Here is a 12711-nt window from a genome sequence, read left to right as displayed (position 1 = left end):
GCGCCCGCCCGCCCGCGGGCCACACCGAGGGGTGTCCGGTTCGTTACCCGGCACTCGGCTCAGGATCCGCGTGCGATCCATTCCTCGAGATGGGGCGATTCGTCGCCGATGGACGTCCCGTCCCCGTGTCCGGTGTTGACCACCGTCTCCGGTGACAGGGCGAACAGTCGTTCCCGGATGCTGCCGATGATCGTCGGGAAGTCCGAGTAGGACCGCCCGGTGGCACCGGGCCCGCCGGAGAACAACGTGTCGCCGCTGAAGAGCTGACCGGCCTCGGGGAGATACAGGCAACTCGATCCCGGTGAGTGACCCGGCGTGTGCAGGACCTCGATCTCGGTGCCGGCGACCGAGATCCGGTCCCCGTCCGCCAGATCACGGTGAGCCAGTCCCGGGTGCGTCTGTTCCCAGAGCACGTCGTCTGCCGGGTGCAGCAGGATCGGTGCGTCGAGCCGCTCCGCGAGCTCGGGCGCGACCGTCACGTGGTCGTTGTGTCCGTGGGTGCACACCACGGCGACGACCTTCCGGCCACCGACGGCGTCGACGATCGGGCCGGCGTCGTGTGCGGCATCGATCACCACGACCTCGGAGTCGTCGCCGACGATCCAGATGTTGTTGTCGACGTCCCAGGATCCGCCGTCGAGCTCGAACGTGCCCGAGGTGACGACCTTCTCGACACGGAAGCCGGAAGGCGTGGTCACAGGACCACCACCGAACGCAGGACCTGACCCTTGGCCATGGTGTCGAACGCCGCCTCGACGTCGTCCAGCGCGATGCGCTCGGTCACGAACTTCTCCAGCGGCAGACGACCCTGCTGGTACAGGTCGACCAGCATCGGGAAGTCGCGCTCGGGAAGGCAGTCGCCGTACCAGGAGGACTTGAGTGAACCGCCGCGACTGAAGAAGTCGATCAACGGCATCTCGAGCGTCATGTCCGGCGTCGGGACACCGACCAGGACGACGGTGCCGGCCAGGTCGCGGGCGTAGAAGGCCTGCTTCCACGTCTCGGGACGCCCGACGGCGTCGATGACCACGTCGGCACCGAAGCCGCCCGTCAACTCCTGGATGGCCTCGACCGCGTCCACGTCGGAGGCGTCGACGGTGTGCGTGGCACCCAGGCCCGTCGCCCACTCGAGCTTGCCCTTGTCGCGGTCCACCGCGATGATCGTGCCCGCTCCTGCCAGCCGGGCACCGGCGATGGCGGCGTCACCGACACCACCGCAGCCGATCACCGCGACCGAGTCGCCGCGACCGACGTTGCCGGTGTTCATCGCCGCGCCGAGGCCCGCCATGACGCCGCAGCCGAGCAGTCCGACGACGGCGGGGTCGGCGGAGGGATCGACCTTGGTGCACTGGCCCTCGTGCACGAGGGTCTTGTCGGCGAAGGCGCCGATGCCCAGTGCGGGCGAGAGTTCCGTGCCGTCCTCGAGTGTCATCTTCTGCGAGGCGTTGTGCGTGTCGAAGCAGTACCAGGGCTCACCGCGCTTGCAGGCACGACACTGACCGCACACGGCGCGCCAGTTGAGCACCACGAAGTCGCCGACCTCGACGTGGGTGACCGCGTCGCCGACCGTCTCCACGATGCCGGCCGCCTCGTGGCCGAGCAGGAACGGGAACTCGTCGTTGATGCCACCCTCGCGGTAGTGCAGGTCGGTGTGGCAGACGCCGCAGGCCTGCACCCGCACGACCACGTCGTTGGAGCCCGGATCGGGGATGACGATCGTCTCGAGGGACACCGGAGCACCCTTGCTCCGAGCGACGACGCCGCGGACCTGCTGTGGCATTTCTTGCCTCCATCTGTCGGTACTGCCGGGTGCTGCGAACCTGACCGTCACCCTAACGATGCACAGGTGCGAACTGCTGCATCGGAGAGGTGTTCACCCAGTCGTGACACGCACGGCACACCGGATTCTCCTGACGGGACTACTTGTTGGGGCATGTCGGACCAACTCGAATACGACCTGGTAGTCATCGGTTCCGGACCGGGAGGGCAGAAGGCCGCGATCGCGGCGGCGAAACTGGGCAAGCGCGTCGCCATCATCGAGAAGGGCAGCATGCTCGGCGGCGTGTGCGTCAACACGGGCACCATCCCGTCGAAGACGCTGCGCGAGGCGGTTCTCTATCTGACAGGCCTCAATCAACGCGAGCTCTACGGAGCGAGCTATCGCGTCAAGGCGAACATCACGCCGTCGGATCTGCTGGCCCGGACGTCCCACGTGATCGGCAAGGAGGTCGAGGTCGTCCGATCGCAATTACTGCGCAACCGAATAGAGATGATCACCGGCGAGGGCCGGTTCCTCGACGCGCACACCATCGCGGTGGACGACCGCAGCCGCGGCGAGCGCATCACGGTCGGCGCGCGGAACGTCGTGATCGCCACCGGGACGGCGCCCGCCCGTCCCGACGACGTCGAGTTCGACAACTACCGCGTGCTGGACTCCGACGGCATTCTGGATCTGCAGTTCATCCCGTCGTCGATGGTGGTGGTCGGAGCCGGCGTCATCGGGATCGAGTACGCCTCCATGTTCGCGGCGCTCGGATGCAAGGTGACCGTGGTCGAGAAGCGCGACACCATGCTCGACTTCTGTGACCGTGAGATCGTCGAGTCGCTGCAGTTCCACCTGCGCGACCTCGCGGTCACATTCCGCTTCGGCGAGGCGGTCACGGCCGTCGACGTGGGTCCGTCGGGAACGGTGACCACGCTGGCGAGCGGGAAGAAGATCCCGGCCGAGACGGTGATGTACTCGGCCGGACGTCAGGGCATGACCGACGGGCTGGATCTGGAGAAGGCCGGGCTCGAGGCGGACGCCCGAGGACGGATCGACGTCGACGACGACTTCCAGACCAAGGTGGACACGATCTACGCGGTCGGTGATGTCATCGGATTCCCCGCGTTGGCCGCGACGTCGATGGATCAGGGCCGACTGGCCGCGTATCACGCCTTCGGCGAGCCGGGGAACAAGCTGACCGACCTCCAGCCCATCGGCATCTACTCCATCCCGGAGGTGTCGTACGTCGGCGCCACCGAGGTGGAACTGACGAAGAACTCGGTTCCCTACGAGGTGGGCGTGTCCCGCTACCGCGAACTCGCGCGCGGACAGATCGCAGGAGACTCCCACGGGATGCTGAAACTGATCGTGTCGACCGTCGACCGACGGGTCCTCGGCGTGCACATCTTCGGTTCCGGCGCGACCGACCTCGTGCACATCGGCCAGGCGGTCATGGGGTGCGGGGGCACGGTCGACTATCTGGTCGACGCCGTCTTCAACTATCCCACCATGTCCGAGGCGTACAAGGTCGCGGCGCTGGACGTCGCCAACAAAATTCGGGCTCTGGAGGCTTTCACGCGCTGACCGGCGACGGCGGGGAATGTCGGGGTCCCCGCCGTCGTTGGGAGGAGAAACGGGTGAAGCCCGGTCGCGCAGGGTCGCTGTGGGAAAATGGGGTAACCGCACAGTGGTGCCCCGGCAGGACACGCACGGCGACGAGGAAGGACACCGGCATGGACGAGAAGTCGAGAATGTACGAGCTGGAGTTTCCAGCGCCCCGAGTGTCGTCCGAGGACGGCGTGGGTCCGGTGCTGGTCCACGGCCTCGAGGGTTTCTCCGACGCAGGTCACGCGGTCAAGCTGGCCACCACGCATCTGCGTGAGACCCTGGAGACCGAACTGGTGGCGTCCTTCGACGTCGACGAGTTGCTCGACTACCGCTCACGTCGCCCCATGATGACGTTCTCCGCCGACCACTTCTCCGACTACGACGAGCCGCACCTCAATCTCTACGCGGTGCAGGACGCCGTGGGCACCCCGTTCCTGCTGCTGGCAGGTCTCGAACCCGACCTGAAGTGGGAGAAGTTCACCACCGCGGTGCGTCTGCTGTCGGAGCAGCTCGGAGTACGCCGCACCATCGGCCTCAACTCCATTCCCATGGCGGTGCCGCACACCCGGCCGCTGGGCGTCACCGCCCACTCCAGCGACACCGACCTGGTGGGCGAGCACCACAAGTGGTCGGGTGAGCTGCAGGTGCCGGCCAGCGCCTCGTCCCTGCTCGAGTACCGCATGGCTCAGCACGGCCACGAATCGATGGGCTTCTCGGTGCACGTGCCGCACTACCTGGCACAGACGGCGTACCCGAGCGCGGCGGAGACGCTGCTCGAACTGGTAGCCGAATCGTCGAAGCTGACCATTCCGTTGAACGCACTGACGGAATCTGCGGCACGGGTGCGCGAGCAGGTCGACCAGCACGTCGAGGGCAACCCGGAGGTCCAGTCCGTGGTCCAGGCACTCGAGCGTCAGTACGACACCTTCGTCACGGCGCAGGAGCAGCAGTCGACGCTCCTCGCCGCGGACGAGGAACTGCCCAGCGGCGACGAACTGGGTGCCGAGTTCGAGAAGTTCCTCGCGGAGCAGACCGAGTTCGTCGAGGACGAGCCGTCGCCCGAGGGTCCCGAGGACGGAACAGACCGCTCCTGACGTCACGAGTTCTTACCCAGCCGTAACCCGACGGCTGTGTGAACGGTGACGATCCCGGTTTACGCTCGGTCGGCGACACACACGGTGCCGCCGATCGAGAGGGGCCGGGATGTCCGACACACGCCGCCGCGCCCTGCGTCCGGTTCCCGACGCGGAACCGCGGCTGCACTTCCGCACGGTGCACGGTTATCGACGTGCCTTCCGGATGGCGGGAGACGGACCGGTACTGCTGCTGATCCACGGCATCGGTGACAGCTCCGAGACCTGGCTCGACGTGCTCCCCCATCTCGCGTCGAAGTACACCGTCATCGCGCCGGACCTGCTCGGCCACGGACTGAGCGACAAGCCTCGTGCCGACTACTCGGTGGCCGCATACGCGAACGGCATCCGCGATCTGCTCGTCACCCTCAACATCGACGCGGTGTCCGTGGTGGGCCACTCGCTCGGCGGCGGTGTGGCCATGCAGTTCGCCTACCAGTATCCGGACATGGTCGAGCGCCTCGTCCTCGTCTCGGCGGGCGGTGTCACCAAAGACGTCCACCCGGCGCTGCGACTCATGTCCACGCCCATCGTCAACGAGGCGTTCAAGTTGCTGCGCCTGCCCGGCGCCATGCGCATGCTCCGTATGGCGGGCGCTGCGATCGACCAGTTGGACGGCACTCCTCTGCACCCCGGAGCCGTCCTGCACGACACGCCCGATCTGGTCCGCGTTCTCGGCAACCTCCTCGACTCCACCGCCTACGACGCCTACCTGCGCACGCTGCGGGCCGTCGTCGACTGGCGCGGGCAGGTGGTCACCATGCTCGACCGGTGTTACCTGACCGAGAACCTGCCCGTGCAACTCATCTGGGGTGATCAGGACACGGTCATCCCCATCGCCCACGCGACGCTCGCGCACGCCGCGATGCCCGGCTCCCGCCTCGACGTCTTCGCCGGCGCCGGCCACTTCCCGTACCGCGACGATCCGATGCGCTTCCTCGAGGTCCTGGAGAACTTCCTCGGGACGACGATGCCGCTGAAGTTCGACGAACAGCGATGGCGGCAGATGCTCGTCTCCGGTGTCGGCGAGGACGCCATCACCGGCAGTGCGACGACGAGGCAGGCGGTCCTGGGTGCCATGGGGTCGGACGAGAGGTCGGCTACGTAACCTGTAGTGATGCTGCTGACCGAGATGGTTCCTGACTCCGCGTCGGCCGACGATCTGTACGACGCGTTCACCACCTGGGTCTCCGACCGTGGACTCGAGCTGTATCCGCTGCAGGACGAGGCCGTCATCGAGTTGGTCTCCGGCAACAACGTCGTGCTCGCCACCCCCACGGGGTCGGGAAAGTCGATGGTGGCCATCGCCGCTCACTTCGCCGCGTACGCGGCCGGCATCCGATCGTTCTACACGGCGCCGATCAAGGCGCTCGTCAGCGAGAAGTTCTTCGCACTGTGCGAGATCTTCGGTGCGGACAAGGTCGGCATGGTCACGGGCGACGCCTCGGTCAATGCGTCGGCACCCATCATCTGTGCGACAGCGGAGATCGTCGCCAACATGGCACTGCGGGAGGGGCCGGACTCGTCCATCGGCCAGGTGATCATGGACGAGTTCCACTACTATTCCGAGCCCGATCGCGGCTGGGCGTGGCAGGTGCCGCTCATCGAACTTCCCCACGCCCAGTTTCTGCTGATGTCCGCCACTCTCGGCGACGTCTCCTTCTTCCGCGACGACCTGACCCGCCGGACCGGACGGGTCACCACCGTCGTCGAAGGCTCCGAACGCCCTGTGCCCCTGATGTTCTCCTACCGACTCACACCCGTCGTCGAGACCATCGAGGAACTCGTCTCCACGCACCTCGCACCCGTCTACGTCGTGCACTTCACGCAGGCCTCCGCACTCGAACGGGCTCAGGCGCTCACCTCGATCACCGTCGCCTCCAAGGAGACCCGTGCGGCCATCGCCGAGGCCATCGGTGGCTTCCGGTTCACCACCGGATTCGGTAAGACGTTGTCCCGCCTGGTCCGTCACGGCATCGGCGTGCACCACGCGGGCATGCTGCCGCGCTACCGGCGGCTCGTCGAGAAGCTGGCGCAGGAGGGTCTGCTCGCCGTGATCTGCGGAACGGACACTCTCGGCGTCGGAATCAACGTGCCCATCCGCACCGTGCTGCTCACCGGACTGACGAAGTACGACGGTGTTCGCACGCGCCAGTTGCGCGCCCGCGAGTTCCATCAGATCGCCGGTCGCGCAGGCAGAGCCGGGTACGACACCCTGGGTACCGTCATGGTGCAGGCACCCGAGCACGAGGTGGAGAACGCCCGGTTGGTGGCCAAGGCCGGAGACGATCCCAAGAAGCTCAAGCGGATCCAGCGCAAGAAAGCACCGGACGGGTTCGTCTCGTGGGGCAAGCCCAGTTTCGAGAGGCTCGTGGCGGCGAGCCCCGAGCCGCTGACGTCGAAATTCACCGTCAACAACTCGATGTTGCTCAACGTCATCGCCCGCCCGGGCAGTTGTTTCGACGCGATGCGGCATCTGCTCGAGGACAACCACGAGACCCGAGCGAACCAACGGCGGCACATTCTCCAGGCGGTGCGGTTGTACCGGGGTCTACGCGACGCCGGCATCGTCGAGCAGCTTCCCGAGCCGGACGAGGACGGGCGCACCGCACGGCTCACCGTCGACCTGCAGCGCGATTTCGCTCTCAATCAGCCGCTGTCGCCGTTCGCCCTCGCGTCGTTCGAGCTGCTCGACCAGGAGTCGCCGTCCTACGCGCTCGACGTGGTGTCCGTCATCGAGGCCACCCTGGACGACCCCCGCCAGATCCTGATGGCCCAACAACACGCGGCGCGCGGCGAGGCGGTGGCGCAGATGAAGGCGGACGGTCTCGAGTACGAGGAGCGTATGGAGCTGCTCGAGGAGGTCACGTGGCCCAAGCCGCTGGCCGATCTTCTTGGCCCCGCCTTCGAGATCTACCGCGGTGGGCACCCCTGGCTGTCCGAGTTCGGCCTCTCCCCCAAGTCCGTGGTGCGCGACATGATCGAGAAGTCGATGACGTTCACGGAGCTGATCTCACACTACGGTCTCTCCCGCTCGGAGGGCTCCGTGCTGCGGTACCTCGCCGACGCGTATCGCGCTCTGCGACAGACGGTTCCACCGGAGGCGCGGACCGAGGACGTGCAGGACATCACCGAGTGGCTCGGCGAGACCGTGCGCCAGGTCGACTCCAGCCTTCTCGACGAGTGGGAGAACCTCACCGATCCGACGTTCGAGGAGGACGGCACACCCGTCGTCGCGTACGGAGCAGACACACCGAAACCCATCTCTGCGAACCCCCGAGCGTTCCGAATCATGGTGCGCAACGCCCTGTTCCGACGCGTCGAGCTGGCGTCCCGTCGTCGCTGGGAACTCCTCGAGGAGCTGGGCGACGAGGTCGACTGGCAGGACGAGCTCGAGCCCTACTTCGAGGAGTACGGCGAGATCGGCATGACGCCCGCCGCCCGCGGACCGCACTTGTTCTCGTTCGTCCAGACCCGCGAGGAGACCACTGCGCGTCAGGTTCTCGACGATCCGGACGGCGACCACGGCTGGTCGCTGGACGCGACGGTGGACGTCGAGGAGTCCGACGCCCTCGCCGAGATCGTGTTCGACGACATCACCGTCACCGCAGGCTGAGAGGAAGACCATGTCATTCGACGTCCATGTCGTGCGGGTGTTCACCGACGACCAGGGTCGATGGGGCAACCCCCTCGGCATCGTCGACGCTGCGTCCGTTGCCCCGTCGGATCGCCAGTCCGTGGCGCACGACCTGCAGTACAGCGAGACGGTGTTCGTCGATGTTCCCGAGAGCCCTGTCGACTCCGCCGCCCTCCGCATTCACACGCCCGCCGTCGAGTTGCCGTTCGCCGGGCACCCCACCGTGGGCACAGCAGCATGGCTGGCCGGCCGCGGAACTCCGGTGGAGACGTTGCTCGTCCCCGCGGGCGAGGTTGCCGTCCGAGTCGCCGGCGACACCACCTACGTCCGTGCACGGCCCGAATGGGCACCACACTTCGAGTTCCGTCAGGTCCGGGGCGCCGACGAGGTTCTGGCCGTGGACCCCGCCGAGTTCACCACGGGCCACCACTACGTCTGGGCATGGGTGGACGAGGAGCGCGGGGCGATCCGGTCACGCATGTTCGCCCCCGACATGGGCGTCCCCGAGGACGAGGCCACGGGCTCGGCCGCCGTCCGCGTCACTGAACTCCTGGGTCGAGATCTGGGCATCGTCCAGGGCCGCGGGTCGATCCTGTCGACCACGCTGTCCGACGACGGGTGGGTGGAGCTCGGTGGGCGCGTGGTGGCGGACGCCTCGCGCACTCTCTAGTCCAGCACGACCGCGATCTCACGCCCCAGCTCGACGCCCTCCGCCAAGGGAAGGTGATCGCCGCTCCAGAACCGGCCGGGGTCGTACCAGTTCGCGCGGCGCCGCGGTGGCTTCAGGCCCACCTTGTCGAAAGGCTTCAGCGGCGTCGGTGACTCTCGCGGATCGAGCAGACCCATCGCCTCGTACGTCAGGGCAACCACCTCCGCGCAGTAGGCGGTCTCGAGTCGACGGTCGTCCTTGGCCGACACCGCTGGGAGCCGCCCCGCGAACCATCTACCCGCCAGCTTCGCGGTGGTCGGGAATGCGGTGCCGTCGAGTCGCGCGATGGTCCGCATCAGCTCGTCTTCTTGTTCACGCGTGATCGGCGACTGCAGTTGCCGGAACCAGCATTTCTGGTCGTAGCGCTCGCCCCAGTGAGTGACGGCGTCGCGTAGGTCGTGCAGCTGCACGCCGCGCTGATGGCGCCCGGTCCACATGTCGGGCAGTGACTGGCCCAACTCTGCATGCCACATCAAGGGCGGCAGATCGTCGAGGACCACGGCCATGCCCACGTGATTCACCGGGCTGTTCGTCAGCGTCTGGATCGCTCGATCCGCCGCCGACCGGCCGCGGAAGATCCAGAGATCGCCTGTCCGCGTGGTCTCCACGGCGGTGGCGAGGTTGACTGAGGACACTCCGTCGACGCTCATCGACGACGAGCCTAGTTCGTGGCGCTAGCCTTCATGAATGGCTGCACGATCCCGAAAGATCTCCGTGCGCGGTCTGCTGAAGGTCGCAGGTCTCGCCGGCGCCGTCGGCGTGGCAGCGTCCGGCGTCCTCGTCGCCCGCAACGAGCGTCAGCGTCGTCAGTACGAACCGGACGAAGTGCGCGAGCGGTTGCACCAGCGGCTGGCCGTGGCCACGTCCACGAAGCGCTAGCGTTCGATCGTCACCTCGTAGCCGATCGGAGTGGTGATCGAGCGAGCGAGCGCAGTCGCGGGAAAACGCTCGTCGCGCCGATAGTCCCCCAGTCGGCGCGCGAGCGCCTCGGCAACCTGTCCGGGCGCGTCATCGCCCACCAGCAGTCGCAGCCTGTCGTCGCCCGGGCTGCGGACATGGTCGACGATCGCCGCCGCAGCATCCGCGGGCGCCGTCCCACCGCCCGTCCCCTCTCGCGGCCACGGCACGGCGGGAGTGCCGAACACCGCGGTCCGCAGATCGTCGTAGTCGGGAGACGGAGCGCTGAATCGCATGCTTCCTGTGCCCCACTGGGTGTCGACCGCGCCGAGCTCCGCGATGCTCACGCGAATCCCGAAATCCTTCACCTCTGCTGCCATCGCCTCACTGAAGGCTTCGAGCGCCCACTTCGACGCGGCGTACAGGCCCAGGGTGGGCATCGTGCCGACGGCTCCGACGGTCGATATCTGCACGATGTGGCCGGACCGCCGAGGCCGCATGACCTCGACGGCTGCCTGACTGAGCCAGAGCGCACCGAAGAAGTTCGTGTCGACGATGTCGCGGGCCTCCTGCTCCGTCGTCTCCTCGATGGCACCCACCGCCCCGTGACCCGCGTTGTCGACCAGTACGTCGAGGCGGCCGAACTTCTCGACGACGGACGAGACGACCGCCCGCGCCGCGCCGCGATCGCGCACGTCCAGGTGATCGACGACGAGTCGCTCGTGAGCGGGAAGGTCTGCCTCGCCCCTCACGGTCGCGATCACGCTGTCCCCCACGTCGAGCACACGGTCCACGAGCGCGCGACCGAGCCCTCGACTCGCACCGGTGATCAGCCACACCCGGCCGCTCATGATCCGACCCCCGCTCGACGGGTGTACTCGGCGATGACGACTCCGGAGTCGAACGCCCGCAGTCGGGTGCGCTCGAACGGCCGGTCAGCGTATCGGGCACCGGCGAACAGGCGCATACCGTCTCCGAGAACAACCGGGTTGATCTTCAGGACGAGTCGGTCGATCTGGTCGACGAGGTCACCCGCCAGCGCTCCCCCACCCGCCAGCCAGATCCCGGCGCCGTCTTCCCCACGAAGTCGGTCGAGGGTGGCTGCCGGATCGTTCGTGACGGTCACGTCGTCGGACTCGGATCGGCGGTGCCGGGATGCCACGAACTGCCGCAGGTGCGGATAGGGGCTGACGATGCCGACGTCCAGGGCCGCGGAATATGTCGTCCACCCCATGATCACCGTGTCGAACATCGTTGCGTCCGAATGGATCCCGAGCGCATCCTGCACGTGTCCGGGAAGCGTGTCCGCGAACTCGTCCACGAGCACGTCCATATGGTCGCCCTCGTCGAGGAACGCGCTCCAGGTGCCGTCGGGAGCCGCGATGAATCCGTCGAGACTCGTGGCGACGTAGTAGGTCAGTTCTCGCATGGGCGAACCCCTCTCGGTCGACTCTTGCACGGTAGGTGCTCGACCAGCGACCGCGCGACCCCATTTTCGTGGTGGGTGCAATCGGGCGCGCCTGACGCCACATGATTGCGACACATTCTGCGGATCGGTGGACATCGTGACGATCGTGTGGCAAAAGCGCACAGAGGGGTTGAGTAGCCGCCGATGCCGAGGTTCGATGCCCGGATGGCTGTCATGACACGGCGGTGACCGCGTGGCAGAGGACACGTACCGCGCGCGGCCCGGGTTTCGTACCGTCGAACGATGTGGCGACGACGCGTGCGCGGGCCTCTCGTACCCGAGGGAACGCTGGCCGCAGCAGCGGCGACGCGAGGGCTTGTTCTCGACACGTCTCAGCTCGAGGCCGCAACCCGTCTCGAAACCATGGCCGGCCAGGGGATCTACCTCTGGGGTCCGCCCGGTCGGGGCAAGAGCTGGCTGATGGACACCTTCCTCGCGGAGGCACGCACCAGCCGGACGACGAGGACACACTGTCACCGCTTCTTCACCGACCTGCACGCCGAGCTGAACCTGCGCGGTCACGACCTCGACGCCGCGCTCGATCACATGCTCGGTGATGCGGAACTGGTGTGCTTCGACGAGTTCCACGTCCATGACCCGGCGGACGGCATCTTCGTCGACCGACTGCTCGACGCGTTGTTCCGGCGGCCCGTCAGAGTGATCCTGACGTCGAACTACCCTCCGCGACGGCTGCTTCCAAACCCTCTGTTCCACAGCATGTTCGAGCCCACCATCCACCGCATCGAGCAGGCACTGGCGATCGTGCACGTCGACGGCCCGATCGACTATCGCACCCTGGACCTCGACACACCGCGCAGCGGGTTCGCCGCGGGACGGTGGATGACGGGGGACCGATTCTCCGATCGGCGAGAACCAGGTGACGGAGACGCGGCCTCACTCTCGATCGGGGTACGTACGGTCGTCGCTCGAGCTGTGCGTCCGGACCTGGTGTGGTTCACGTTCGACGCTCTGTGCGCGCGACCCACCGCACCGTCCGACTTCCTCGAGCTCGCGGACCGATTTCCTCGGTGGGTCATCAGCGAGGTACCGGGACCCGACCGCCTCGGACGAGACGCCGCCCATCGGTTCGGCAGCCTCGTCGACGTGCTCTACGACGCGTCGATACGCACCGATTTTCTCGCGGAGGTTCCACTCGGACAGTTCCTCCTGAGCCGGCATCTTCCGGTCGATGCCGAACGTATGGCGAGCCGCCTGAGCCAGTTGCAGACGACCCCGTGAGCAGCCGTCCCGCGGATCGAATCGGTTCCCGCTGATGCTGCAGCATCCACCACTCCCGATGACGTCCGCGGGAACTACGGCGACTCCACCAACTCCGGCCCCGCGGGGAAGTCGAGCACGTATTCCTCGCCCACGTCCCCACAGCATCGGACGCGGCGGTCGTCAGGACGATGCGGTGGTCGTCCAGAGATCGGATGCGCACTGTGCGCCCCTCGAACCGGAACCTGTTCATGAGGAACCGGAGGCCGCGGCGCT

Annotated in this window: 12 protein-coding genes; 7 read left to right on the top strand and 5 right to left on the bottom strand. The window is 67.1% G+C overall.

Annotation, left to right across the window (positions count from 1 at the left end; all coding sequences use genetic code 11):
• Window positions 1–59: 59 nt before the first annotated feature.
• Both QE397_RS08285 and QE397_RS08280 read right to left on the bottom strand, forming a co-directional pair.
• Entirely contained in the window at window positions 60–698 is a 639-nt protein-coding gene (locus tag QE397_RS08285; protein WP_307092796.1) for an MBL fold metallo-hydrolase, read from the bottom strand.
• On the bottom strand, window positions 695–1780 hold the full coding sequence (locus tag QE397_RS08280; RefSeq protein WP_027505161.1) for an S-(hydroxymethyl)mycothiol dehydrogenase: 1086 nt from the start codon (window positions 1778–1780) through the stop codon (window positions 695–697). Before QE397_RS08280 ends, QE397_RS08285 begins: the two co-directional genes overlap by 4 nt.
• 153 nt (window positions 1781–1933) lie before the next feature.
• On the opposite strand from QE397_RS08280, the gene sthA reads away from it, so the two are divergent.
• The 5 genes from sthA to QE397_RS08255 all read left to right on the top strand — a co-directional run bounded on the left by sthA (window position 1934) and on the right by QE397_RS08255 (window position 8813).
• Window positions 1934–3349, top strand: coding sequence for a Si-specific NAD(P)(+) transhydrogenase (gene sthA / locus QE397_RS08275; protein ID WP_027505160.1), 1416 nt, complete (start codon window positions 1934–1936; stop codon window positions 3347–3349).
• A gap of 149 nt (window positions 3350–3498) precedes the next feature.
• Window positions 3499–4467, top strand: a complete 969-nt coding sequence (locus tag QE397_RS08270) for a proteasome assembly chaperone family protein (RefSeq protein ID WP_056444855.1) — start codon at window positions 3499–3501, stop codon at window positions 4465–4467.
• Between the two features lie 109 nt (window positions 4468–4576).
• Window positions 4577–5614, top strand: a complete 1038-nt coding sequence (locus QE397_RS08265) for an alpha/beta fold hydrolase (protein WP_027505158.1) — start codon at window positions 4577–4579, stop codon at window positions 5612–5614.
• 9 nt (window positions 5615–5623) lie between these two features.
• On the top strand, window positions 5624–8122 hold the full coding sequence (locus tag QE397_RS08260) for an RNA helicase (RefSeq protein WP_307092791.1): 2499 nt from the start codon (window positions 5624–5626) through the stop codon (window positions 8120–8122).
• Between the two features lie 10 nt (window positions 8123–8132).
• The gene (locus QE397_RS08255; RefSeq protein ID WP_307092789.1) at window positions 8133–8813 is read left to right on the top strand and encodes a PhzF family phenazine biosynthesis protein; all 681 of its coding nucleotides are present in this window, start codon (window positions 8133–8135) and stop codon (window positions 8811–8813) included.
• On the opposite strand, the gene QE397_RS08250 is transcribed toward QE397_RS08255, so the two are convergent.
• On the bottom strand, window positions 8810–9502 hold the full coding sequence (locus tag QE397_RS08250) for a hypothetical protein (protein ID WP_027505155.1): 693 nt from the start codon (window positions 9500–9502) through the stop codon (window positions 8810–8812). The two genes, QE397_RS08255 and QE397_RS08250, sit on opposite strands and share 4 nt — an antisense overlap.
• 37 nt (window positions 9503–9539) lie before the next feature.
• Here QE397_RS08250 and QE397_RS08245 point away from each other — a divergent pair, with 37 nt between their 5' ends.
• Window positions 9540–9731: a hypothetical protein gene (locus tag QE397_RS08245; RefSeq protein ID WP_037185345.1), complete on the top strand. Its 192-nt coding sequence runs from the start codon at window positions 9540–9542 to the stop codon at window positions 9729–9731.
• On the opposite strand, the gene QE397_RS08240 is transcribed toward QE397_RS08245, so the two are convergent.
• Together QE397_RS08240 and QE397_RS08235 are read right to left on the bottom strand one after the other, a co-directional pair.
• Window positions 9728–10600 (bottom strand): SDR family NAD(P)-dependent oxidoreductase, encoded by an 873-nt coding sequence (locus QE397_RS08240; protein WP_261781336.1) that lies wholly within the window; start codon window positions 10598–10600, stop codon window positions 9728–9730. The genes QE397_RS08245 and QE397_RS08240 overlap by 4 nt on opposite strands.
• Complete coding sequence (locus QE397_RS08235; RefSeq protein WP_307092784.1) at window positions 10597–11178, bottom strand: dihydrofolate reductase family protein; 582 nt, start codon at window positions 11176–11178, stop codon at window positions 10597–10599. The genes QE397_RS08240 and QE397_RS08235 overlap by 4 nt, the downstream gene beginning before the upstream one ends.
• A 282-nt stretch (window positions 11179–11460) precedes the next feature.
• On the opposite strand from QE397_RS08235, the gene zapE reads away from it, so the two are divergent.
• Entirely contained in the window at window positions 11461–12456 is a 996-nt protein-coding gene (gene zapE, locus QE397_RS08230) for a cell division protein ZapE (protein WP_307092782.1), read from the top strand.
• The last annotated feature ends 255 nt before the right edge of the window (window positions 12457–12711 follow it).

It is taken from the genome of Rhodococcus sp. SORGH_AS_0301 (assembly GCF_030818285.1).
In the GTDB taxonomy this organism is placed as follows: Bacteria; Actinomycetota; Actinomycetes; order Mycobacteriales; family Mycobacteriaceae; genus Rhodococcoides.
The sequence above is the reverse complement of the archived record's forward strand: the minus strand, read 5'-3'. Positions and strand labels throughout refer to the sequence as shown.

What these genes read in the sequence shown, in the direction of transcription:
- QE397_RS08280 (WP_027505161.1), bottom strand. Translation starts at nt 1,780, where the DNA reads ATGCCACAGCAGGTCCGCGGCGTCGTCGCTCGGAGCAAGGGTGCTCCG.
- sthA (WP_027505160.1), top strand. Translation starts at nt 1,934, where the DNA reads ATGTCGGACCAACTCGAATACGACCTGGTAGTCATCGGTTCCGGACCG.
- QE397_RS08270 (WP_056444855.1), top strand. Translation starts at nt 3,499, where the DNA reads ATGGACGAGAAGTCGAGAATGTACGAGCTGGAGTTTCCAGCGCCCCGA.
- QE397_RS08265 (WP_027505158.1), top strand. Translation starts at nt 4,577, where the DNA reads ATGTCCGACACACGCCGCCGCGCCCTGCGTCCGGTTCCCGACGCGGAA.
- QE397_RS08260 (WP_307092791.1), top strand. Translation starts at nt 5,624, where the DNA reads ATGCTGCTGACCGAGATGGTTCCTGACTCCGCGTCGGCCGACGATCTG.
- QE397_RS08255 (WP_307092789.1), top strand. Translation starts at nt 8,133, where the DNA reads ATGTCATTCGACGTCCATGTCGTGCGGGTGTTCACCGACGACCAGGGT.
- QE397_RS08250 (WP_027505155.1), bottom strand. Translation starts at nt 9,502, where the DNA reads ATGAGCGTCGACGGAGTGTCCTCAGTCAACCTCGCCACCGCCGTGGAG.
- QE397_RS08245 (WP_037185345.1), top strand. Translation starts at nt 9,540, where the DNA reads ATGGCTGCACGATCCCGAAAGATCTCCGTGCGCGGTCTGCTGAAGGTC.
- QE397_RS08240 (WP_261781336.1), bottom strand. Translation starts at nt 10,600, where the DNA reads ATGAGCGGCCGGGTGTGGCTGATCACCGGTGCGAGTCGAGGGCTCGGT.
- QE397_RS08235 (WP_307092784.1), bottom strand. Translation starts at nt 11,178, where the DNA reads ATGCGAGAACTGACCTACTACGTCGCCACGAGTCTCGACGGATTCATC.
- zapE (WP_307092782.1), top strand. Translation starts at nt 11,461, where the DNA reads ATGTGGCGACGACGCGTGCGCGGGCCTCTCGTACCCGAGGGAACGCTG.